Below are 21,229 nucleotides of genomic sequence, written 5' to 3' on the forward strand. Positions count from 1 at the left end.
AATCCCGTTGCCCGCGTTGCTGTTTGCGGCGCGGGCACCAGGGACTAACCGGCTGTCCGCACCGCCGCCATAGCGCCGCCGTCCACGAGCAGGTCGATACCGTTGAGAAAGCTCGCCTGGTCCGACAGCGCGAATGCGACCGCGGCGGCGACTTCGTCCGCGGAACCTCTGCGCCGCAACGGTGTTCGCTGCACCAGCGCCGCCATGCTCGGATGATTGTCGGCTTCCTGGCGGCCCTGCGGAGTGTCGATGATGCCGGGTGAGACCGAGCAGATGCGCGCGCCGACCGGACCGAGGCGCACCGCCTCATGTGCCACGAAGCGGTGCACGCCCCGTTTCGCCCAGCTGTATGCGAGACCGGGATCCTCGACGGCAGGGCCGAGCGCATCGTAGATGCGCTCGAGAAACTTCTCATCGAGCGGATCGTCCACAACCGCGAGGCCGGCCGGGTCCGGCGCGACAGGATCGAGCAGCGGCGCCATCGAAGCGAAACACACCATGGCCGTGCCGGTTACGGCTAACGGGCGCAGCGCCTGCGCGAGCAGCGCCGTCCCGATCAGATCGACGGTGAAGATCCGGCGCCAGTCAGCCATCGTCGGAGAGATACCAGCGGCATGGGCGACAGCTCGCAGTGTGCCGTGCCGATCCACCCGCTCGGCGAGCCGCGCCAGCCCTTCGGCGTCGGTGACGTCGAGCTCCACCGCTTCGACTGTGGCACCGCCATTTTCGGCCAACTGTTCCCGCGCGGCAGCGGCGGCGGCCGCGTCCCGATCCACCAGCAGCAGTACGTCGACCATCTCGGCCAGTCGTTGTGCGCAGGCGTAGCCCATACCGCGACCCGCGCCGGTCGCTATACCCACCGTTGTCATGTGTCGCTCCTCGTGGTCGTGGGTGTGGCCCAGCACTGCGCCAGGCTCGATTCCGCGGCCCGGTCGACAAGTTCCACCCGAAAGCCGTCCGCGCCGCGCAGGAATGCGAAGAACAGCCGCCCGTCGGCGCCGGGCCGGGTGGCCTCGGTGATGTAGCCGTGCCGCACCAGGTCGGCGGCATCGGCGGCCACGTCGTCGGACCAGTACCCGACGTGGTGGAGTCCGGCTGCCCCCGCAGGTTCCCACAGCGTGCCCGCGACACTGCGCACGATCTCGAGGCGCGGCACGGTCGTGGAGTATCGGCATTTCAACTCCAGGACAGCCGTCCGGGTGTCCGGCAGGTCCACCGAGACCGACCCGCCGACCTCCGGCCCCCACTCGTATCCGAGTACGGCCGACAGCGTCGCCACGGTGGCCTCGAAGTCCGCCGCGACGATCCCGATATGGAACTGATCCTCGGCCCTCACGACATGAGCTCCACTCGGCTCGAAATTCCTAGAAGAATTGCATTCCGTATCACGAGAAGCATATTCTCATCATGCGAGAGGAGATGCAATGGCATGGGATTTCGAGACTGACCCGGAGTATCAGAAGAAGCTGGACTGGGCCGACGAGTTCGTGCGCGCGGAAGTCGAACCACTCGATCTGGTCTGGGAGCATGAGCAGTTCGTGCCCCTCGACGGGACACGGCGCAAGGCGATCCAGCCCCTGAAAGAGGAGGTGCGGCGTCAGGGTCTGTGGGCCACACATCTGGGCCCGGACCTCGGCGGCCAGGGCTATGGACAGCTGAAACTGGCCCTGCTGAACGAGATTCTGGGCCGCTCGTCCTGGGCGCCGATCGTATTCGGCTGTCAGGCGCCCGATACCGGCAACGCGGAGATCATCGCCCACTACGGGACGGCCGACCAGAAGCAGCGCTACCTGCAGCCACTGCTGGACGGTGAGCTGTTCTCCAGCTATTCGATGACCGAACCGCAGGCCGGCGCCGATCCGACCCAATTCCAGACCCGGGCGGTGCGCGACGGCGACGACTGGATCATCAACGGCTGGAAGTACTTCTCCTCCAACGCCAGAACCGCCGCATTCCTGATCGTGATGGCCGTAACGAATACGGACGTCAGCCCCTACCAGGGCATGTCGATGTTCCTCGTACCGGCCGACACCCCGGGCATAAATATCGTCCGCAACGTCGGCCTCTACGGCGAGCCGATGAACGACGGCAGCCACGCACTCATCCATTACGAGAACGTGCGCGTGCCCGCCGAATCCCTGCTCGGCGGCGAGGGCCAGGCCTTCGTCATCGCGCAGACCCGCCTCGGCGGCGGCCGCATCCACCATGCGATGCGCACCATCGGGCTCGCACAGAAGGCCATCGACATGATGTGCGAGCGGGCGCTGTCGCGTACCACCGCGGGCAGCAGGTTGGCCGATAAGCAGTTCGTACAGGGCTACATCGCCGATTCCTACGCCCAGCTGGCCCAGTTCCGGCTGTTCGTACTGCACACCGCCTGGAAGATCGACAAGTACAACGACTACAAGAAGGTCCGCAAGGACATTGCCACGGCCAAGATCGTCATGCCGACGGTGCTGCACGATATCGCCTGGCGCGCAATGCAAGTGCACGGAGCCCTGGGCACCACCAACGAGATGCCGTTCTTCCGGATGATCCACGGTGCCGGTGTCATGGGGCTGGCCGACGGGCCGACCGAGGTGCACAAGACCACCGTGGCCAAGCAGGTGCTGCGCGACTACCAGCCCACCGACGGCATGTGGCCCACCGAATGGATTCCCGGAAAGCAGGAAGCCGCCCGGGCGAAGTTCGCCGAATATCTCGAGCACGAAGTAGGGAACCAGTGAGCATCGACACCACCCGGCTCGCCGATTGGATGGACGGCCAGGGCCTGCCCGGTAAGGGCGAACCCCTCGAAACCCGCTTCCTGTCCGGCGGTACCCAGAACGAGATCTATCAGATCCGCCGCGGCGAACACATCAGCGTTCTGCGCATCCCACCTGCCGAGGCGCCCGCCGAACGGGATGCTGGCATTCTGCGCGAGTGGCGGATCATCGAGGCCCTCGACGGCACCGATGTCCCGCATACCGCAGCCGTCGGAGTCTGCACCGACTCCGACGTGCTCGGCCGCACCTTCTACCTGATGGGCTTCGTCGACGGCTGGTCACCGATGGACCATCGCGGCATCTGGCCCGAACCGTTCGACTCCGACCTGCAGGCGCGGGCCGGACTCGGCTACCAGCTGGCCGAGGGAATCGCGTTGCTGTCCAAGGTGGATTGGCAGGCGAGGGGCCTGCAGGATCTGGGACGTCCGGACGGCTACCACGAGCGACAGGTATCGCGGTGGCTGAGCTTCTACGACAAGATCGATGGCGCCCGCACGCTCGACGGCATGGACGTGGCCACCGAATGGCTGCGCACCCACCGCCCGCTGGACTACATCCCCGGCCTGATGCACGGCGACTACCAGTTCGCCAATGTGATGTTCCAACACGGCGGACCGGCGCAGCTCGCGGCGCTGGTGGACTGGGAGATGGGGACGGTCGGCGATCCGAAGCTCGATCTGGGCTGGATGCTGCAGGGGTGGCCGGAGGACACCAGCGATCCTGCCGTTGCCACCAAGGGCTACGCCAATATGCAGTACATGCCCTCGCGTGACCAGATGCTCGCGCACTACGCGCAGGTGTCCGGACGCCAGGTCGACGATATCGACTACTACCTGATCCTGGCCAAGTGGAAGCTGGCCATCGTGCTCGAGCGCGGTTTCCAACGCGCCAAGGGTGACGTCAAGCTTGCGGCGTTCGGACCGATCGTGGTCGACACCATGCGCGCCGCCGCCGAATTGGCCGAGAGTACGGAGTACAAATCATGAGCGAGCGAACGATCGACACAGCCGACCTGTCGGTCATGATGGAGCCGAGCGCCGGCGAGGCGCAGGCATGAGCGACGCGGAGTTCGTACTCGACCGGCACGGCCCGGTCATGGTCGTCCGGCTCAACCGTCCGGATGCGCGAAATGCGTTGACCGGCACCATGATGCGCGGAATCGGCGCGGCGATCATCGCGGCCGAGGCCGATCCGCTGGTGCGGGCCGTAGTGCTCACCGGCACCGGTGATCGCGCCTTCTGCTCCGGAATGGATCTGCGCGCCTTCGCCAGTGGCGAGGACTTCGGCAGCGGCGCGGAAGCCGAGGCCTACGGCCGACTGGCCAAGGGGCAGGTGAGCGTGCCGGTGATCGGCGCGGCCAATGGCAGCGCCGTCGGCGGCGGACTGGAACTACTGCTTGGCTGCGATCTGATCGTGGCGTCCGCGGCGGCGAAATTCGGCTTCCCCGAGGTCAAGCGCGGACTCTTCGCCGGTGGCGGCGGTACCTTCATCGGCACCCGGATCCCGCTCGGCATCGCACTCGAACTGCTGCTGACCGGTGATCTCGTCGACGCCGAGCGCGCCGAGCGGATCGGTCTGGTGAACGCGGTGGCCGAACCGGATGCCGTGTTCTCGACCGCACTGGCCATGGCCGAGCGGATCGCCGCCAACGCGCCACTCGGGCTGGCTGCTTCGAAAGAGCTTGCCCGCCTTGCGGTCTCGGATGCGGCGGCGGCCACCGATCGACTCGGCAAGTGGCAGGCATTGGTATTCGCCAGCGAAGACGCCAAGGAGGGCGCCCGCGCCTTCGCCGAGAAGCGCACGCCGAACTGGCGAGGCCGGTGAGATGCGCGCGGTGATCTGCCCGGCCTACGGGCCGCCGGAGGTCGTGCGCATCGAAGACCGTGCGGCGCCCGCACTCGAATCGGGACAGGTTCGAGTGCGGGTCGGCGCGGCCGCGGTCAATTTCCCGGATGTTCTGGTGATCGCGGGCGAATATCAGATCAAGGTGCCGACACCGTTCGTGCCCGGCAGCGAATTCGCCGGCGCGGTCACCGAAACCGCCGACGACGTCACCGAATTCGCCATCGGCGACCGGGTCACCGGCACCGGGATCGTCGGGGCGTTCGCGGAAGAGGTCACCGCGCCCGCCGCGGGACTCGGCCGCATCCCCGACGGAGTCGACGACCATCGCGCGGCCGCGTTCGGTGTCGCCTACCGGACGGCATATCACACACTGCGTTCGGTGGCCCGGGTGCGGCCCGGGGACCGGCTGCTCGTACTCGGGGCCGGTGGCGGAGTCGGGCTTGCGGCGGTGCAACTCGGGGTACATTTGGGGGCCGAGGTCACAGCCGTCGCGTCCTCCGCCGAAAAGCTCAGTGCCGCAGCCGCTCACGGTGCCGGCGGGCTGATCGACCACACCAGCGGTGACCTGCGCGCGGCGCTGAAGAAAGCACTGCCCGACGGCGCCAACGCCGTCATCGACCCGGTCGGTGGGCGACTATCCGAGCCCGCGCTGCGGTCGCTGCGCCGCGGCGGGCGGTTCGTCACCGTCGGCTTCGCCTCCGGCGAGATTCCGCGGATCCCGCTGAATCTGGTGCTGGTCAAGGGAATACAGATACTCGGCTTCCAATTCCAGGATCTGGATCCCGGCGAATTCCGCCGCAATGAGGACGAATTGCGGGAACTGCTCACCACCGGCCGGGTACTTCCGCATATCAGCGCTGTGTATCCGCTCGCCGAGGCCGCCACCGCACTACGGCAGGTCGCGGACGGCCAGGCCATCGGCAGGATCCTGCTCGATATGAAGGCATAGTCCGAAGCAACGAAACCTATTGACCACCAACTCGAGCCACGCTAACCAGGTCGACGACGTGATCGAGACGTAGCGGAAATGGTGTCGCTGCGCACATCCAACCATGACCGAATCATCGTGGGGCAATATCTGCGCCGAAGCCGCCGTACCCGTGGACGATGCGCCCCTACGCGATGAACTCGTCGATGGAGTCGGCCTCGACGGCGCGCTCGAGCCAGGTGGTCATCTGGTCGAGGTCTGTGCAAGTAGCAATACGGGCACGCATATCCTCAGGTACCGCAAACTCACGCAGTTCCAAGATTCGCAAGATGGACTCGGCCGGACCACTGGCCGCAGCTTTAGCACAGCGTTCAGCACGGCCCGCAGCGCGGATTGCCTGCCACCACTCGGAACGGAAGAACCACGTGGGGGCATTGTCATCAACAACCTCCTGTGCGGTGAGAGCGTCCTACGCGAAGAGATCTTCGATGGATTCGGCCACGAGGACGCGATCGAGCCAGGCGGCCAGTTGATCGAGATCCGTGCAAGCAGCGATTCGGGCATGCGCATCGTCGGGTACCGCAATCCCACGCAGTTCCAGCAGCCGCAAGATGGATTTGGCCTCACCTTTGGCCTCACCTCGAGCAAGGACTTCTTGCCAGTATTCGGAACGGAAGAACGAGGTATCCACGGTCATCAACTGCCTCCAGGTCTGTCCGGCCGGGCCTTTGCCCAATCCGAGTGCGGTGAGTTCGGCAAAGATCACGCGATCGGGTTTATCGATACTGCGCAGTGCGGTGGCCAGCGTGCTCATTATGTCACCGATGACGGAATCGTCGGCGGCGTGCGTGATTGCCGAGAGCGTCGCCAACGGAATATCTTTGATGGCTGCCTCCAGGTCCACCACTGCGGGAACATTGTCCGGGCCGAATACCAGTGGGTGAACGGTGAGACTGGTCCATTGCGGTGGGCCGATGGTGAGTGGCCCACGGGCCCAGGCGGCCGTGGCAGCATCTTGGCAGACGACCAGCAGCACGGGGTGAAGCCGGTATTTGGCGTGCAGATGCGCCAAGTAGTACGCCCAGGCACTTGGTTTCTTCTTGTCGTCGTGCCCCTGAGCTTCGACGAGCAGCAGGAAAGCTCCTTCCGCAGTTTCTACGCGGAGCAGGGTATCGACGCGGCGCTCCAATGGTTCGATCTCCGTGAGATCGGTCGGCAGCAGCGCGACATCGATCGGATCGGGAAACGGCAGGCCCAGATCACGGATCGTGCGGGCGAATACGCCCGGATCCTGCCGAAAGAGGTGATGCATCGCCTCGTGCTGGGAGCTGACCATGCGCGCGACCGTACAGGCAACTATCGCAAGTATGTTCGATACTGCGAAATCGGTCCAGAATCGCCGGAATAGCTTGGGACACGCCGGATGTCGTCCCGTGTCGGTCCTGGACGGATTCCACGGGGCGCCACCGCACAGCTACCCGGCAGATATACGCATTTCAGAAGTCACTCAACCCACCGGAAGCAGATCCGCCGCCAAGTGCTCCCGGGTTTCACTGCAGCGGAACATCTCCACATCCTCGAGCACGTCGACCGGCTGCGCCAATGCCGCCAGTGCCCGTGCCTTGAACGCTCGCGCGGCCACGCTCAGTCGGTGCTGCACTCCCTCGGTCCGGCAATCGAGTTCACTCGGACAGGCGGCGCCCCAGACCGTCACCTCCAACGACCGATCCTCGATATTCTTCAGCACCCCTTGGTGGACCCGCGGATCGGTTTCGAAAACCTTTGCGGCGACCGCGATTCCATTCGGCCACACGCCCGCATCCGATAGCGATGCCATCGAAGTCTCCAGATCCAGTACGGTCGCCCCGAGGATCCGCAGCGGTCGGATATCGGCGACGTCGCCCACGCAGACGGTCACCTCCCACCCGGCCATCGCCCGGTCGAATAGCCAACCTCCCGAGTACCGCACCACATCCGCGATATCGGGGGCGATGACCGCCAGCCGATATCTCAAAGGGTGCTTGCGGGCATGAGCTCGCGCTCGAGCGAGCGGACGTACTCCGTGAATACCCGGTTCAGTGGTATCGAGGGGTCGAGCAGCCATGAGGTTTCCATCCCGTTGAGAAATGCGACTATCTCCACAGCCTTGACGGCAGGGTCCAGATCGGTGCGGTAGCGGCCTGCGCGCTGGCCGCGGCGGATGCCGCCGGCAATGGTGGCGACGGCGGCTCGGTACCGACCGAGCAGGCGATCGTGCAGCGGCGCATCCGGATCGAGATTCTCGACGAGCAGCACGGTGAACATGCCGACCAGATCCGGCGAACGCCGGAAGCGGTCGGCGACGTGTTCGACCTGCTCGATCAGATCGCCTCGGCGGTCGGAATGGAGTTCGTCGTCGGTGTCGCGAGCCTCGAGTACCGCATGCAGCAGTTGTTCCTTGGACTCGAAGTGATGCAGCACCCCGGCCGTACTGACTCCGGCCTCCCGCGCGATCTGCGCCAGCGTCGTATTACGCCAGCCGTTGCGCGTGAGCAGTCGCTGTGCGACGGCGAGAATCTGCAGCTTGCGGTACTCGCCTTTGGCGAGCAACGTCTCATATGGCCGCGGGGTACCGGCTTCGGGATCGGACACCGAACTCCTTCGTTCGATCAACCTACTTAAGACACAGTAGGTTGGTTTCGAGACTGTGACAAGGGTCTCAGATAGCCCAAATTTTGTGCTGAATCACAGGCCGAGAGATTTGGCTATGATCATTTTCATCACTTCACTGGTACCGGCATAGATGCGGGCGACACGCGCATCGGCGTAGAGCCGGGCGATCGGATATTCCGTCATGTAGCCGTAGCCGCCGAACAGTTGTAGGCAGCGATCGACCACCCGCGCCTGCACCTCGGTGCAGAACAGCTTGACCCGCGCGGCATCGGCCCCCGAGAGCTGCCCCTCGACCAATTCCAGCACTGCGCGATCGACCATGGTCTGCGCCGCCTCCACCTCCGTCGACAGCGCGGCCAGCTCGAATTTCGTGTTCTGGTAGGCCGCCACCGGCTGGCCGAAAACCTTGCGCTGCTGCACATATTCGATCGTGGCGGTGATCGCGGACCTGGCCTGCGCCACCGATCCGACGGCAACCGTTATCCGTTCCTGAGCGAGGTTGTGGCCGAGATAGGCGAACGCCTGCCCCTCCGCGCCGAGCCGGTTCGCCACCGGCACGCGCACATTGTCGAATGCCAACTCCACCGTGTCCTGCACCTTGCAGCCGAGCTTGTCCAGGACCCGACCCTTGGTGAACCCGGCTCGGCCGCTTTCCACCACGATCAGGCTCAGGCCGGCGCGCCGGTTGTCCGGATCGGATGACGTGCGGGCCACCACAATCACCAGATCCGCGAGCAGACCACCGGTGATAAATGTCTTGGCGCCGTTGAGTATGTACTCCTCGCCGTCGCGAACCGCGGTGGTCCGCACACCGGCCAGATCGGAGCCGGTGCCCGGCTCGGTCATGGCGATCGCGGTCAGCAGCTTGCCGCCGGCCAGACCCGGAAACCAGCGGTCGCGCTGCTCGGCGTCGGCGTATTCCAAGAAGTAGGGCAGGATCACGTCGATCTGGGTGCGGACGGTACTGAGCGTGACGAGCGCGCGGTAGGCCTCCTCCTGCAGCACGGCGTTGAAACGGTAGTCCCGCATGCCGCCGCCCCCGTATTCCTCGGGGATCGCGGTGCCGAGCAGGCCGAGTTCGCCCATCCGCTCGAAGATTTCGCGTGGCATCTGCCCGGCCCGCTCCCAGTCCGGGTAGTGCGGCACCACCTCCTTATCGATGAATTCGCGGGCCAGCTGCCGGAATGCTTCGTGGTCTGGGGTGAAAATGTCTCGGCGCACGGTCGGCTCCTTCAGTGCACGAGTTCGACGACGGTGGCGTTGGCGGTGCCGCCGCCCTCACACATGGTCTGCAGGCCGTAGCGAATTCCGTTGTCGCGCATGTGGTGGATCATCCGGGTCATCAGTACGGCGCCGGAGCCGCCGAGCGGGTGGCCCAGGGCGATCGCGCCGCCGAGCGGATTGAGCAGGTCCGGGTCGGCCCCGGTTTCGGCCAGCCAGGCCAGCGGGATCGGGGCGAATGCCTCGTTCACTTCGAAGACGCCGACCTCCGACAAACCGATACCGGCCTTGCGCAACACCTTCTCGGTGGCCGGAATCGGACCGGTCAGCATGAGTACCGGATCGGCACCCGTGACCGCGCCTGCCCGATACCACACCAACGGCGTAAGCCCCAACTCGCGCGCCTTTTCCGGGGTCGTCACCAACAGCGCCGCGGCGCCGTCGGAGATCTGCGACGAGTTACCGGCATGGATGACGCCATCGGCCTGGAAGGCGGGTTTCAGCCCGGCCAGTTTCTCGACCGTGCTGCCGGGCCGGATGCCCTCGTCGGCGATCACCGTCCCGGAATCGGTTGCGACGGCAACGATCTGCTCCTCGAACGCGCCGCGGTCCTGAGCTGCGGCGGCCCGTTCGTGCGACAGCACCGAGAACTCATCGAGCCGGGTGCGGTCGAAACCCCATTTCTGCGCGATCAATTCGGCGGAGATGCCCTGGTTGAACGCGAAATCGTCGTAGCGGGCAAGAGCTTTCGGGCCATAGGGCATGCCGTCGGCGCGCGCGGAACCCAGCGGCACCCGGCTCATCACCTCGACGCCGCCCGCGACCACGACCTCCTGTGCACCGGATGCCACCGCCTGCGCGGCGAAATCCAAGGCCTGCTGGCTGGATCCGCAGGCCCGGTTCACCGTGGTGCCCGGAATGGTTTCCGGCCAGCCCGCGGCGAGCACCGCGTAGCGCCCGATATTGCTGGACTGGTCGCCGACCTGGGAGACACAACCCCAGATGACATCGTCGATGACCGCCGGGTCGATGCCCGTGCGGCCCGCCAGCGCATTGAGCACGATCGCCGACAGATCGGCGGGATGCGTACCCGACAGTCCGCCATTGCGTTTGCCGATCGCGGTCCGCACCGCTCCGGCGATCACTACCTCACGCATCTGCTGTACTCCCCTGTTCGGACCGGTCCGCGCCGCGGACCGGTGGTCTGTGCACGGTCCAGCGACCGTCGAACTGCGGTTCTCGTTTCTCGGCGAAAGCCGCGAATGCCTCCGGGGCGTCCGAGGTGGCGAAATTGAGGCCCTGCGCGGCGGCCTCCCCCGCGAGCGCTTCGCGCAAGGTGTGATCGACACCCGCGTTCAGCAGTGCCTTCGTCTGTGCCAGCGCTACCGGCGGGCCAGCCGCCAGCCGCGCGGCGAGATCGGTTACGTAGACATCGATTTCGTCCACAGGGACGACCCAGGTCACCAGGTTCAGTTCCCGCGCCTGTTCGGCGTCGATCATCTCGCCCAGCAATGCCAACCGCTTGGCCTGTTGCAGCCCGACCAGTTTCGGTAGCAGCCACGAGCCGCCCAGATCCAGCGAAAGTCCGCGGCGGGCGAAGATCTGCGAGAAGCGGGATTCGGGCGTGGCGACCACCAGATCGCAGCCGAGCGCCAGATTCCATCCGGCGCCGACGGCAACGCCGCTCACCTTGGCGACCGTCGGCATCGGCAGTTCGTGCAGAAGCAACGCCACGTCGGTCAATGCCCGCATGCGATAGATCGGATGCCCGTTATCGGGCACCGAAATATCGGCGCCGGAACAGAACGCGCCACCGGCTCCGGTGAGCACCAGTGCTCGCACGGTGCGATCGGCCGCGGCGGCCCGCAGCGCATCCGCCAGCGCCTGCCACAGTTCGGCATCGATCGCGTTCTTGCGATGTGGCCGATTCAGGGTCAAAATTCGTACGCCGTCACGATCCTCGGTCAGCAGCGAACTCAGCATGCCCGCTCCGCGGGTTGCCGGTATGCGGGACCGATTGCGCCCGCCGCGCGGAGTTCGGCGATTTCCGCACCGCCGCAGCCGATTTCGGATAACACAGCGTCGGTATGCTCGCCGAGTCCGGGGACCGCGCCCATGGGTGGATCGAATCCGTCGACAATGGCCGGTGGCAGCAGCGACGGGATCGGGCCGGACGGGGTGTCGATGCTGCGCCAGCGATCGCGGGCCGACAGTTGCGGGTGGGCGATGACCTCGCTGGGCAGGTTGTAGCGGGAGTTGCCGATTCCGGCGGCGTCTGCGAGCTCCTGAATCCGGGCGAGATCGTGTCGGGCGCACCAGGATCCGATGGCCTCGTCGAGGAGGTCGCGCCGCTTACAGCGGTCCGGATTGGTGCGCAGGCCCTCGTCGTCGGCCAGGTCAGGACGGTCGATGATGTCGCGGGCCAGCCGCTGCCACTCCCGATCGTTGGTGGTGCCAATCACCACGGTCTGTCCGTCCGCAGTGCGGTAGGCGCCATAGGGCGCGACCGCCGCCGAGCTCATGCCCAGTGGTTGCATATCGATTCCGGAGTGCCTGGCGTAGGTGAGGTGATAGCCCATCACATCGGCCATGGTGTCGAACAGGCTGACCGCGATCGTCGCGCCCGCATCGGATCCCCGACGCTGCCGTCCGCACAGCGATGCCAGAATCGACAGCGCCGCATACTGTCCCGTGATGACATCGGCCATCGGCGGGCCCGGTTTCGCCGGGGCATCCGGATATCCGGTGACCGCGCACACCCCCGATTCGGCCTGCACCAGCAGGTCGTAGGCGCGCTTGTGCGACAGCGGCCCACCCGAGCCGAATCCGTCGATCGATACCGCGATGAGGTCCGGGTGCCGCTCGGCCAGATCCGCCGGTGCCAGACCGAGCCGGTCGGTCGCACCCGGCGCCAGATTCGATACCAGAACCTCGGCCCGATCCAGCAAGCGATGCAGAATCGCCACGCCCGCAGGCGTTTTCAGGTCCAGCGTCACCGATTCCTTGCCGCGGTTGACCCAGACGAAATGCGCCGCCTGCCCCTCGACCACATCGTCGTAATACCGGGCGAAGTCGCCACCGTCCGGATTTTCGATCTTGATCACGCGGGCACCGAAATCGGCGAGTGTCCGGGTGCACATCGGCGCCGACACCGCCTGTTCCAGGGCGACGACGGTAATACCCGCCAACGGTCCCGCTTGCGCCGTATCCGGCATCACATCACCATGCCGCCGTCCACCGGCAGCACCTGCCCGGTGACGAACGAGGCGGCGTCGGAGGCGAGGAAGACGAAGGCGCCGGCCACCTCCGCCGGATCGGCCCAGCGCCGCAATGGAATTCGGTTCAGCATCTGCGCCGCGAACTTGTCGCCGGTGCGAATGGTTTCGGTCATCGGCGTGGCCGCCAGCGGCGCCAGCGCGTTCACCAGGATGTTCTTGCGCGCCAATTCGCGAGCAAGGGATTTGGTGATCCCGATGATGGCCGCCTTGGCCGCGGAGTAGTTGACCTGCCCAAGTGTGCCGACCAGCCCGGCCGACGAGGTGACGTTGATGATGCGCCCGGTGCCGTCGGTCGGCAGGTACGGCAAGGCCGCCTGCGAGCAGTTGAAGGTGCCCAGCGTGTGGATCTCGAACAGTCGCCGCATCGAGTCGACACTGGTATCGGCGAACATGTGCGGATCGGTGACCCCGGCGTTGTTCACCACGATATGCAGTGTGCCGCCGGCCAATTCGGCCGCCTTGGCCGCGGCGGCGTCGGCGGCCGCCCGATCGGACACGTCGAGGGCGAAACTCGCCGCGCTGCCACCGTTTCCGGTGATCTTCTCGGCGACGGCCGCGGCCGCGTCCGCATCGACGTCGGTGACCAGCACCGCCGCGCCCTGCGCGGCGAGGGCCTGTGCCACCGCTGAGCCGATGCCGCCTGCCGCGCCGGTGACCATTGCGGCCCGCCCGGTCAGCTCGAAAAGTCCGTTCTTGGCTGCCATTCGGTAATTTCCTGCCTCTGCTAATAGCTTCTGGGTAGGCCCAGCGTGTGGGAGCCCAGGTAGTTCAGAATCATTTCCTGGCTGATCGGGGCGATCCGCATGACGCGGGCCTCCCGGAAATAGCGGGATACGCTGTATTCCTCGGCGTAACCCATGCCGCCATGGGTCTGCAGCGCCCGGTCGGCGGCGGTGAATCCCGCGTCGGCGCACAGATATTTAGCGGTGTTCGCCTCACGCCCGCACGATTTTCCGTTGTCGTAGAGCCAGGTGGCCTTGCGCAGCACCAATTCCGCGGCATCCAGGTGGGCGAGCGAATCGGCCAGTGGGAATTGGATGCCCTGGTTCATGCCGATCGGCCTGCCGAACACCACTCGCTCCTTGGCGTATTTCGTGGCCCGATCCAGTGCGACCCGCCCCAGCCCCAGTGCTTCGGCGGCGATCAGCATGCGCTCGGGATTCAGGCCGTCGAGCAGATAGCGGAATCCCTTGCCCTCCTCCCCTACTCGGTCCTCGACCGGGATGCGCAGACCGTCGATGAACACCTCGTTGGAGGTGACGGCATTGCGGCCCATCTTCGCGATCGGCCGGATATCGACGTGCGCGCGATCGAGGTCGGTGAGGAACAGCGTCATGCCGTCGGTCTTCTTGGCGACCTCGTCGTAGCGCTGGGTGCGGGTCAGCAGCAGGATCTTCTCCGACTCCATCGCCTTGGAGATCCATACCTTGCGGCCGTTGACGACATAGTGGTCGCCATCGCGACGCGCGAAGGTGGTGATGTGGGTGGTGTCCAGGCCGGCACCGGGTTCGGTGACGCCGAAGCACACGTGCAGATCACCGGTGGCGATTCGCGGCAAGGTCCGCTGTTTCAATTCCGCGGACCCGTGCACGACGACCGGATGCATGCCGAAAATCGACATGTGGATCGAGCTGGCGGCATTCATACCACCGCCCGATCGGGATACCTCCTCGGCCAGCAGCGTGGCCTCGGTGATGCCCAGCCCGTGTCCGCCGTATTCCTCCGGGATGGTGATGCCCAGCCAGCCGCCCTCGGCGATGGCGTTGTAGAACTCGGTCGGGAATTCGTGTGCCTGGTCTTTTTCCATCCAGTACTGGTCGTCGAACTTGCGGCACAGTTCGGCGACCGTGCTGCGGATCAGCCGCTGATCCTCGGTGAGTTCGAAATTCATGCCTCCGACGTTCATGTCGTCGCGCACCAGCAACCCCTTTCAGTCGGAGGCAGGCAGCGCTTTGGCGGCCTTGCGGGTCATCGCGGTCCCGTTGCAGGTCAGCTCGCCGGTGCCCGAGCTGGTGCACAGCAGCTCGACGGTCTCCGCGGCGTCGACATAGCGTTTCCCGATCAACGTGACCGCATCCGCTCCTGCTTTTTTCCCGGGCGGGGCCGAGGCCGCGGGCACCATGGGCGCGCCACCGCACGCGATTTCCGGCCGAGCGTCGGCGGGCGCCCGGACCACCACCACCCGCGTGCCGCATACGGTGCTGGCGAACTGTTCACCGGGACGAATCGGCGCCGTCATGGTGAATCTCCTTTCCACTCGGGCTGACCTCTCCAGTCATTACGCTCTCGCTATCAGAAAACTATATTCTCATTCTAGGAGAATCAACATCCGATCGGAAGATGGGCATGACTGAGCAGCGACGAGCACGGGCGATCGCGATGACCGCCACCGAACGCGACACCTTCCTGCAGAGCCAGCCGATCTGCCGGGTCGCCACCCTCGGCCCCGGCGGACACCCACATACGAGCCCACTGTGGTTCGCCTGGGACGGCACGGCCCTGTGGCTCAACTCGCTGGTGCGCAGCCAGCGGTGGACCGATATCACTCGCGATCCACGGATCAGCGCGATCGTCGACGACGGCGGGACCGACTTCCTCCAGCTGCGCGGCGTCGAACTGCGCGGACGCGCCGAAGTGGTCGGCGAAACGCCGCGCACCGGCACACCGGTCGAGGAGCTCACCGAACCGGAGCGGCTGTTCGCCGACAAGTACATGGGCGGGCAGCCGTTTCGGTACGACGGCCGCCACGGCTGGCTGCGGCTGACGCCGGACCACGTCGTCAGCTGGGATTTCGCCCGGTTACAACCTCGACGTTGACTATCGCATCTGTCCGTGGAAATCTAGTCTTCAGTTTTGGAGAATCTAATTCTCATGAGAGGAGGACAGGAATGCGTCTGCCGCCGTTGCCCGCGGAGCAATGGAACGACCGGACCCGCGACGCCTTCAAGGCGCTACTGCCGCGCGCGATCCGCAATGCGGAAGGGGCAGGCCCCGCCATGGGACCGCTGGCCCGGCACCCGGACCTGACCGAGGCCTATCTCGGATTCAGCGTCTACCTGCTGTTCCGGTCCACGCTGCCGCCCCGGGTGCGCGAGTTGACGATCCTGCGGGTCGCCCACCGGCGCGGCTGTGCCTACGAGTGGGCCCATCATCTGCGGTTCGGCCAGGATGCCGGACTCACCCTCGACGAGATCGAGGCCGTCACCCGCGGTGAGGCCGCCGACGATTTCGACCGCCTCGTCCTCACCGCTGTCGACGAACTCGACGACAAATCCGAACTGTCCGACCAGACCTGGGCGGCACTTGCCGAACGACTCGATGAAAAGCAGCGCATGGATCTGGTTTTCACGGTCGGCGGCTACATCCTGCTGGCCATCGCGCTCAACACCTTCGGCGTACAGCCCGACCCTGAAAGGTAATCCCTTGCCACACTTCACCAAACCGACGGCGGGCAGCTGGACGGAGAACTATCCCGAGCTCGGCACCGAGGTGGTCGACTTCACCGACTCGACCGATCCCCAGTTCTACAAGGACGAACAGGAAGCCATCTTCAAGAAGAGCTGGCTCAATGTCGGCCGGGTGGAGCGGCTGCCCCGCGTCGGCAGCTATTTCACCAGGGAGCTGGCCTGCGTCAACGCCTCGATGATCATCGTCAAGGACCACGATCAGCAAGTGCGGGCCTACTACAACATCTGCAGGCACCGCGGCAACAAACTGGTCTGGGACGACTTCCCGGGCGAGGAGACCGCCGGTAGCTGCCGACAGTTCACCTGCAAATACCACGCCTGGCGCTACAGCCTCGAGGGCGAGGCCACCTTCGTCCAGCAGGAGAAGGAATTCTTCGACCTCGACAAGAGCAAGTTCGGGCTCAAGGCCGTGCGCTGCGAGGTGTGGGAAGGCTTCATCTTCATCAACCTCGACGACGACGCCCAGCCACTGGAGGCGTACCTCGGCGCATGGGCGAAAGGCCTGGAGGGCTACCCCTTCCACGAGATGACCGAGGTCTACAGCTACAAGGCCGAGATCGGCAGCAACTGGAAGCTGTTCATCGATGCCTTCGCCGAGTTCTACCACGCGCCGGTGCTGCATATGAAGCAGGCGGTCAAGGACGAGGCCGACAAGCTGCTCAATGTCGGCTTCGAGGCACTGCACTACGAGTGCTGGACCCCGCATTCGATGGTGTCCTCGTGGGGCGGTATGGCCCCGCCCAAGGACATCAATATGGTCAAGCCGATGGAGCGGGAGCTGCGCAGCGGCCTGTTCGGTCCGTGGGACCGGCCCGATATCGAGGGGCTGGATCCGCTGCCGTCCGGGGTCAACCCCGCCGGCCACAAGGCCTGGGGCATCGACGAATTCGAGGTCTTCCCCAACTTCGGCATCCTCATCTGGGCGCCGGGCTGGTACCTGACCTACCACTACTGGCCGACCGCGGTGAACAAGCACATCTTCGAGGCGAATCTGTACTTCGTGCCGTCGACGAGCGCGCGTGAACGTCTCGGCAAGGAACTGGCGGCGGTCACTTTCAAGGAATACGCGCTGCAGGACGCCAACACCCTCGAAGCGACCCAGACCATGCTCGAGACCGGTGTGATCACCGAATTCCCGCTCAACGACCAGGAAGTGCTGCTGCGCCACCTGCACCTCACCGTTCAGAAGATCGTCAAGGAGTACCGCGATGCCCGAAACAACTGAGAAGGCGCTGCCCGCCGAATTCGCCGACCTGGACCGGTTTTCGGACTGGATCCTGGCCACCGAGCCCGAGCGTTACGCCAAGCGGCTGGCCTCCCCGATGGAGGAGATGCAGGACCTGTACGACACCGTTTTCCCGCGCCTGCAGGCGGCGCTGGACTACTGCGACAAGTTCGAGTGGTCCGACCTGCCCGATGACGCCCGGCACCTGTTCCACCTGCTGCAGTCGCTGGTGATGGTGTCGTTCCCGATCGAGGTGTGGAAGCAGCCGCGGGTGCCCGATTCCGGCGCCGCCTACCTCGACGTGATCAAGGAGCCGGTGGTCTAAACCATGCTGACACTGAAGGCGGCCGGTCTACTCGATATCGACACCGGCGAGATAATCCGACCCGGCATCGTTCGCATCGACGGCGATCGGATCGTCGGCGTCGGCGCGACCGCGGACGACGGCGACGAGGTCATCGATCTCGGTGATGTGGTGCTGCTGCCCGGCCTGATGGATATGGAGGTCAACCTCCTCATGGGCGGTCGCGGCGAGACCGGCCTGGCCTCCAGTGTGAAAGACGATCCGGCACTGCGCATGCTGCGTGCGGTGGGCAATTCCCGCCGCACGCTGCGGGCCGGTTTCACCACCGTGCGCAACCTCGGGCTGTTCGTGAAGACCGGCGGCTACCTGTTGGATGTGGCGCTCGGCAAGGCGATCGACGCGGGCTGGATCGAGGGCCCGCGGATCGTCCCGGCGGGCCACGCGATCACACCCACCGGTGGCCACCTGGATCCGACCATGTTCTCCGCCTTCGCGCCCGACGTGCTGAAGCTGACCCTCGAGGAGGGCATCGCCAACGGCGTCGACGAGGTGCGCAAGGCGGTGCGGTACCAGATCAAGCACGGCGCGCAGCTGATCAAGATCTGCGTCTCCGGTGGCGTCATGTCACTCACCGGAGCTCCTGGGGCGCAACACTATTCGGACGAGGAGCTGCGCGCGATCGTCGACGAGGCGCACCGGCGCGGGCTCAAGGTCGCCGCCCACACGCACGGTGCGGAGGCGGTCAAACATGCCGTCGACGCCGGAATCGACTGCATCGAGCACGGCTTCCTCATCGACGACGAGGCGATCAAGATGATGGTGGCGGCGGGCACCTGGCTGGTGCCGACCACCCGGCTCGCCGATGCGATGGATGTATCCAAGGCGGATCCGGCCTTGCAGGCCAAGGCCGCCGAGATGTTCCCGAAGGCCCGCACCTCGGTCCGGGCGGCCTACGAGGCCGGAGTGAAGATCGCCGTCGGCACCGACGCACCGGCGATCCCGCACGGCCGCAACGCCGACGAATTGGTGGCACTGGTCGATCGCGGCATGAGCCCGATCGATGTCCTGCGCGCGGCCACTGTGCGCGCGGCCGAACTGATCGATGTCACCGACCGTGGACGGCTGGCCGAGGGACAGCTGGCCGACATCATCGGCGTGCCGGGAGATCCGTTGCGCGACATCACCGCCACCCAGAACGTGCGGTTCGTCATGAAAGGCGGCAAGGTCCATGTCCAGAAATGATGATCTGCTGGAGATCCAGCAGCTGCTGGCCCGCTACGCGGTGACGATCACCAAGGGCGATATCGATGGCCTGCTCGCGGTATTCACCCCCGACGGCACCTACAGCGCATTCGGCGACACCTATACCCTCGACCTGTTCCCGGAGCTGGTCGCCGCCGCGCCGAAGGGGCTATTTCTCACGGGCACACCGGTTCTCGATATCGACGGTGACACCGCCGCGGGCACCCAGCCGCTGTGCTTCATCGACCACAGCACCCACGATATGCGCATCGGCTACTACACCGACAGCATCGTGCGAACCGAAGCGGGATGGCGGCTGAAGACGCGCCGGATGACCTTCATCCGCCGCAGCGGCGTGCACGATTCGGGCATCCCACACGCCTTCGAGAACACCCGCGGATGACCATGGACGTGTCCGAATTCCGGTCCGGCGTGCGGGCCTGGCTGGACGAGCACGATCTGTCCCCCGGTCCGGATCATTCGCTGGACGGTCAGGTCGCCCAGTTGGCACGGGTGCGTCGGGCCCTCTATGACGCGGACTGGATGCGCTACGGCTGGCCCGCCGCGATCGGCGGTCTCGGCGGGCCCGCCATGCTCCGCGCGATTCTCGGGGAGGAGGTCGCCACCCGCGACCTGGCCGAGCCGGGACTCTATTCGATGGTCGAAGTGCTTGCGCCCACGATGATTTCGTATGCGCGCCCGGAGCTGGCGGCGGAAATGGTGCCGTTGCTGCTGTCGGGTCGTGAGCAGTGGTGCCAGGGTTTCTCGGAGCCGGGTTCGGGCAGCGACCTCGCCTCGCTGACGACGAAAGCCGTTGCGCGCGGAGATGATTGGGTGGTCAACGGCCAGAAGGTGTGGACCAGTCTGGCCCAGTACTCGGCGCGCTGCGTCCTGCTGACCCGCACGGCACCCGGACACGACGGGATCACCGCGTTCTTCCTCGATATGGACTCCCCCGGCATAACGGTGCGTCCGCTGCGGACGATGCACGGCGTCGACGAATTCGCGGAGGTGTATTTCGACGATGTCGTGGTGCCCGGCGACCGCATGCTCGGGCAGCCCGGCGATGGCTGGCGGGTCGCGATGGATCTGCTCCCGCACGAGCGCTCCACCTGCTTCTGGCACCGCGGCGCCTATCTGTTCACCCGGCTCGACCGCTTGGCGGCCGCGGCCACGGTGGCCGACGATGCCGACCTCGGTGCCGCCTATCTGGCATTGCATACGTTGCGCTGCCGCTCCCGGCTGACCCAGCAGCGGTTGGCCGCCGGCGAGCATCTCGGACCGGAAACTTCGATCGACAAGGTGCTGCTGGCCGGTGCCGAACAGCAACTGTTCGACACCATGCGCGATGTGCTGCCCGGTGCGGTGGAGCTGACCGATCCGGAATTGCGTACCGAATTCCTCTATTCGCGCGCGGCCACCATCTACGGCGGCACGGCCGAGATCCAGCGCAATATCATCGCGCGCCGTCTGCTCGACCTGGGCAAGGAGTAAGCCGTGACCAGCATCGATACCGATACTGCCGAGCTCGAACTGCTCACCGACACGCTGCGCAAGACGATGACGGTGACGTGGGGGCAGCAGCTCGATCGGGCGCTGACCGACCTCGGTTGGCCCGACCTGCTCACCGAAATACCCGACGTGGCAATACCTCTGGTGTTCCGCCTGCTCGGCGAGACCGGTGCGCACGCGCCACTACTCAACGATGTCATCGCCCACGCCGCCGGTACGCCCCTCGGGGCAACGCACCCGCTGCCGTTCGCGGGCGGGTCGTGGGTCGTCTGGGAGCGTGCCGATCGGCCCGGTACCACGGTGGACGAGGAACTCCCCCTGCACCCGGTGCGGACCGGAACCGCTGTCGAGGTGGCGGCCGGTCGCCATGCCCTGGCCTGCTGGCTGCTCGGCAGCAGCCGCGCCATGCTGTCGCTGGCCCGCCGACATGCCTTGGACCGCAAGCAATTCGGTCGTCCCGTCGCGTCGTTCCAGGCGATCCGGCATCGCCTCGCCGAAACGCTGGTCGCCATCGAAGGCGCCGAAGCCACCCTCACGGCCGCCGACGACGATTTCGGCGCGCTGCTGGCCAAGGCCGCCGCCGGACGCGCGGCACTGATCGCGGCCCGACACTGTCAGCAGACACTCGGCGGTATCGGCTTCACCGCCGAACACGACCTACAGCGGCACATCCGTCGCGTCCTGATCCTGGACGGATTGCTGGGCAGCACACGGGAACTCACCCGCGAGGCAGGCACCCGCATCCGCACCGCGGGCGCGGCACCGCGCCTGGTTCACCTGTAGATCCGAA

At 65.9% G+C, this 21,229-nt stretch carries 25 protein-coding genes; 12 read left to right on the forward strand and 13 right to left on the reverse strand.

Annotated features, from left to right (window positions below; genetic code table 11):
- Positions 1-44 precede the first annotated feature (44 nt).
- Positions 45-869 carry an SDR family oxidoreductase gene (locus tag OIE68_RS18990; protein ID WP_327100700.1) on the reverse strand — a complete coding sequence of 275 codons (825 nt, stop codon included), beginning with the start codon at positions 867-869 and terminating at the stop codon, positions 45-47.
- Positions 866-1,336, reverse strand: coding sequence for a VOC family protein (locus OIE68_RS18995; RefSeq protein WP_327100701.1), 471 nt, complete (start codon positions 1,334-1,336; stop codon positions 866-868). Before OIE68_RS18995 ends, OIE68_RS18990 begins: the two co-directional genes overlap by 4 nt.
- Positions 1,337-1,424: 88 nt before the next feature.
- On the opposite strand from OIE68_RS18995, the gene OIE68_RS19000 reads away from it, so the two are divergent.
- The 4 genes from OIE68_RS19000 (at position 1,425) to OIE68_RS19015 (ending at position 5,559) form a co-directional block, all read left to right on the forward strand.
- The gene (locus tag OIE68_RS19000) at positions 1,425-2,726 is read left to right on the forward strand and encodes an acyl-CoA dehydrogenase family protein (protein WP_327100702.1); all 1,302 of its coding nucleotides are present in this window, start codon (positions 1,425-1,427) and stop codon (positions 2,724-2,726) included.
- 29 nt (positions 2,727-2,755) lie between these two features.
- Positions 2,756-3,751 (forward strand): phosphotransferase family protein, encoded by a 996-nt coding sequence (locus tag OIE68_RS19005; protein ID WP_327101721.1) that lies wholly within the window; start codon positions 2,756-2,758, stop codon positions 3,749-3,751.
- 67 nt (positions 3,752-3,818) lie between these two features.
- On the forward strand, positions 3,819-4,589 hold the full coding sequence (locus OIE68_RS19010) for an enoyl-CoA hydratase-related protein (RefSeq protein WP_327100703.1): 771 nt from the start codon (positions 3,819-3,821) through the stop codon (positions 4,587-4,589).
- Position 4,590: 1 nt separating this feature from the next.
- Positions 4,591-5,559, forward strand: a complete 969-nt coding sequence (locus OIE68_RS19015) for an NADPH:quinone oxidoreductase family protein (protein WP_327100704.1) — start codon at positions 4,591-4,593, stop codon at positions 5,557-5,559.
- 166 nt (positions 5,560-5,725) lie between these two features.
- On the opposite strand, the gene OIE68_RS19020 is transcribed toward OIE68_RS19015, so the two are convergent.
- The 11 genes from OIE68_RS19020 to OIE68_RS19070 all read right to left on the reverse strand — a co-directional run bounded on the left by OIE68_RS19020 (position 5,726) and on the right by OIE68_RS19070 (position 14,928).
- Entirely contained in the window at positions 5,726-5,857 is a 132-nt protein-coding gene (locus OIE68_RS19020) for a hypothetical protein (protein WP_327100705.1), read from the reverse strand.
- Between the two features lie 150 nt (positions 5,858-6,007).
- Entirely contained in the window at positions 6,008-6,874 is an 867-nt protein-coding gene (locus tag OIE68_RS19025) for a hypothetical protein (RefSeq protein ID WP_327100706.1), read from the reverse strand.
- Positions 6,875-7,045: 171 nt separating this feature from the next.
- Positions 7,046-7,552 (reverse strand): hypothetical protein, encoded by a 507-nt coding sequence (locus OIE68_RS19030; protein ID WP_327100707.1) that lies wholly within the window; start codon positions 7,550-7,552, stop codon positions 7,046-7,048.
- Positions 7,549-8,169: a TetR/AcrR family transcriptional regulator gene (locus OIE68_RS19035; protein WP_040701885.1), complete on the reverse strand. Its 621-nt coding sequence runs from the start codon at positions 8,167-8,169 to the stop codon at positions 7,549-7,551. Before OIE68_RS19035 ends, OIE68_RS19030 begins: the two co-directional genes overlap by 4 nt.
- 93 nt (positions 8,170-8,262) lie before the next feature.
- A complete protein-coding gene (locus OIE68_RS19040) occupies positions 8,263-9,411 on the reverse strand; it encodes an acyl-CoA dehydrogenase family protein (protein WP_327100708.1) in 1,149 nt (382 codons plus the stop codon).
- Positions 9,412-9,422: 11 nt separating this feature from the next.
- Entirely contained in the window at positions 9,423-10,568 is a 1,146-nt protein-coding gene (locus OIE68_RS19045) for a thiolase family protein (protein ID WP_327100709.1), read from the reverse strand.
- On the reverse strand, positions 10,561-11,394 hold the full coding sequence (locus OIE68_RS19050) for an enoyl-CoA hydratase/isomerase family protein (RefSeq protein ID WP_327100710.1): 834 nt from the start codon (positions 11,392-11,394) through the stop codon (positions 10,561-10,563). Before OIE68_RS19050 ends, OIE68_RS19045 begins: the two co-directional genes overlap by 8 nt.
- Positions 11,388-12,626, reverse strand: coding sequence for a CaiB/BaiF CoA-transferase family protein (locus OIE68_RS19055; protein WP_327100711.1), 1,239 nt, complete (start codon positions 12,624-12,626; stop codon positions 11,388-11,390). The genes OIE68_RS19050 and OIE68_RS19055 overlap by 7 nt, the downstream gene beginning before the upstream one ends.
- The gene (locus OIE68_RS19060; protein WP_327100712.1) at positions 12,626-13,393 is read right to left on the reverse strand and encodes an SDR family NAD(P)-dependent oxidoreductase; all 768 of its coding nucleotides are present in this window, start codon (positions 13,391-13,393) and stop codon (positions 12,626-12,628) included. Before OIE68_RS19060 ends, OIE68_RS19055 begins: the two co-directional genes overlap by 1 nt.
- 20 nt (positions 13,394-13,413) lie before the next feature.
- A complete protein-coding gene (locus OIE68_RS19065) occupies positions 13,414-14,580 on the reverse strand; it encodes an acyl-CoA dehydrogenase family protein (RefSeq protein WP_327100713.1) in 1,167 nt (388 codons plus the stop codon).
- 39 nt (positions 14,581-14,619) lie between these two features.
- Entirely contained in the window at positions 14,620-14,928 is a 309-nt protein-coding gene (locus OIE68_RS19070; RefSeq protein ID WP_327100714.1) for a hypothetical protein, read from the reverse strand.
- 107 nt (positions 14,929-15,035) lie between these two features.
- On the opposite strand from OIE68_RS19070, the gene OIE68_RS19075 reads away from it, so the two are divergent.
- From OIE68_RS19075 to OIE68_RS19110, 8 genes are all read left to right on the forward strand, one after another.
- Complete coding sequence (locus tag OIE68_RS19075; RefSeq protein WP_327100715.1) at positions 15,036-15,506, forward strand: pyridoxamine 5'-phosphate oxidase family protein; 471 nt, start codon at positions 15,036-15,038, stop codon at positions 15,504-15,506.
- A 71-nt stretch (positions 15,507-15,577) separates the two neighbouring features.
- Positions 15,578-16,108 carry a carboxymuconolactone decarboxylase family protein gene (locus OIE68_RS19080; protein ID WP_327100716.1) on the forward strand — a complete coding sequence of 177 codons (531 nt, stop codon included), beginning with the start codon at positions 15,578-15,580 and terminating at the stop codon, positions 16,106-16,108.
- A 4-nt stretch (positions 16,109-16,112) separates the two neighbouring features.
- Complete coding sequence (locus OIE68_RS19085; protein ID WP_327100717.1) at positions 16,113-17,381, forward strand: aromatic ring-hydroxylating dioxygenase subunit alpha; 1,269 nt, start codon at positions 16,113-16,115, stop codon at positions 17,379-17,381.
- A complete protein-coding gene (locus tag OIE68_RS19090) occupies positions 17,365-17,706 on the forward strand; it encodes a hypothetical protein (RefSeq protein ID WP_327100718.1) in 342 nt (113 codons plus the stop codon). The genes OIE68_RS19085 and OIE68_RS19090 overlap by 17 nt, the downstream gene beginning before the upstream one ends.
- 3 nt (positions 17,707-17,709) lie before the next feature.
- A complete protein-coding gene (locus tag OIE68_RS19095; protein ID WP_327100719.1) occupies positions 17,710-18,927 on the forward strand; it encodes an amidohydrolase family protein in 1,218 nt (405 codons plus the stop codon).
- Positions 18,914-19,330, forward strand: a complete 417-nt coding sequence (locus OIE68_RS19100; protein WP_040700292.1) for a nuclear transport factor 2 family protein — start codon at positions 18,914-18,916, stop codon at positions 19,328-19,330. The genes OIE68_RS19095 and OIE68_RS19100 overlap by 14 nt, the downstream gene beginning before the upstream one ends.
- A 2-nt stretch (positions 19,331-19,332) precedes the next feature.
- A complete protein-coding gene (locus OIE68_RS19105; RefSeq protein WP_327101722.1) occupies positions 19,333-20,421 on the forward strand; it encodes an acyl-CoA dehydrogenase family protein in 1,089 nt (362 codons plus the stop codon).
- A gap of 66 nt (positions 20,422-20,487) precedes the next feature.
- Positions 20,488-21,222, forward strand: coding sequence for an acyl-CoA dehydrogenase family protein (locus OIE68_RS19110; protein WP_327101723.1), 735 nt, complete (start codon positions 20,488-20,490; stop codon positions 21,220-21,222).
- The last annotated feature ends 7 nt before the right edge of the window (positions 21,223-21,229 follow it).

Origin of the sequence: Nocardia vinacea, assembly GCF_035920345.1 — a bacterium.
Classification (GTDB): Bacteria; Actinomycetota; Actinomycetes; order Mycobacteriales; family Mycobacteriaceae; genus Nocardia; species Nocardia vinacea_A.

What these genes read in the sequence shown, in the direction of transcription:
- OIE68_RS18990 (WP_327100700.1), bottom strand. Translation starts at nt 869, where the DNA reads ATGACAACGGTGGGTATAGCGACCGGCGCGGGTCGCGGTATGGGCTAC.
- OIE68_RS19000 (WP_327100702.1), top strand. Translation starts at nt 1,425, where the DNA reads ATGGCATGGGATTTCGAGACTGACCCGGAGTATCAGAAGAAGCTGGAC.
- OIE68_RS19005 (WP_327101721.1), top strand. Translation starts at nt 2,756, where the DNA reads ATGGACGGCCAGGGCCTGCCCGGTAAGGGCGAACCCCTCGAAACCCGC.
- OIE68_RS19010 (WP_327100703.1), top strand. Translation starts at nt 3,819, where the DNA reads ATGAGCGACGCGGAGTTCGTACTCGACCGGCACGGCCCGGTCATGGTC.
- OIE68_RS19015 (WP_327100704.1), top strand. Translation starts at nt 4,591, where the DNA reads ATGCGCGCGGTGATCTGCCCGGCCTACGGGCCGCCGGAGGTCGTGCGC.
- OIE68_RS19025 (WP_327100706.1), bottom strand. Translation starts at nt 6,874, where the DNA reads ATGGTCAGCTCCCAGCACGAGGCGATGCATCACCTCTTTCGGCAGGAT.
- OIE68_RS19045 (WP_327100709.1), bottom strand. Translation starts at nt 10,568, where the DNA reads ATGCGTGAGGTAGTGATCGCCGGAGCGGTGCGGACCGCGATCGGCAAA.
- OIE68_RS19050 (WP_327100710.1), bottom strand. Translation starts at nt 11,394, where the DNA reads ATGCTGAGTTCGCTGCTGACCGAGGATCGTGACGGCGTACGAATTTTG.
- OIE68_RS19055 (WP_327100711.1), bottom strand. Translation starts at nt 12,626, where the DNA reads ATGCCGGATACGGCGCAAGCGGGACCGTTGGCGGGTATTACCGTCGTC.
- OIE68_RS19060 (WP_327100712.1), bottom strand. Translation starts at nt 13,393, where the DNA reads ATGGCAGCCAAGAACGGACTTTTCGAGCTGACCGGGCGGGCCGCAATG.
- OIE68_RS19065 (WP_327100713.1), bottom strand. Translation starts at nt 14,580, where the DNA reads ATGAATTTCGAACTCACCGAGGATCAGCGGCTGATCCGCAGCACGGTC.
- OIE68_RS19070 (WP_327100714.1), bottom strand. Translation starts at nt 14,928, where the DNA reads ATGACGGCGCCGATTCGTCCCGGTGAACAGTTCGCCAGCACCGTATGC.
- OIE68_RS19075 (WP_327100715.1), top strand. Translation starts at nt 15,036, where the DNA reads ATGACTGAGCAGCGACGAGCACGGGCGATCGCGATGACCGCCACCGAA.
- OIE68_RS19080 (WP_327100716.1), top strand. Translation starts at nt 15,578, where the DNA reads ATGCGTCTGCCGCCGTTGCCCGCGGAGCAATGGAACGACCGGACCCGC.
- OIE68_RS19090 (WP_327100718.1), top strand. Translation starts at nt 17,365, where the DNA reads ATGCCCGAAACAACTGAGAAGGCGCTGCCCGCCGAATTCGCCGACCTG.
- OIE68_RS19095 (WP_327100719.1), top strand. Translation starts at nt 17,710, where the DNA reads ATGCTGACACTGAAGGCGGCCGGTCTACTCGATATCGACACCGGCGAG.
- OIE68_RS19100 (WP_040700292.1), top strand. Translation starts at nt 18,914, where the DNA reads ATGTCCAGAAATGATGATCTGCTGGAGATCCAGCAGCTGCTGGCCCGC.
- OIE68_RS19105 (WP_327101722.1), top strand. Translation starts at nt 19,333, where the DNA reads ATGGACGTGTCCGAATTCCGGTCCGGCGTGCGGGCCTGGCTGGACGAG.
- OIE68_RS19110 (WP_327101723.1), top strand. Translation starts at nt 20,488, where the DNA reads ATGACGGTGACGTGGGGGCAGCAGCTCGATCGGGCGCTGACCGACCTC.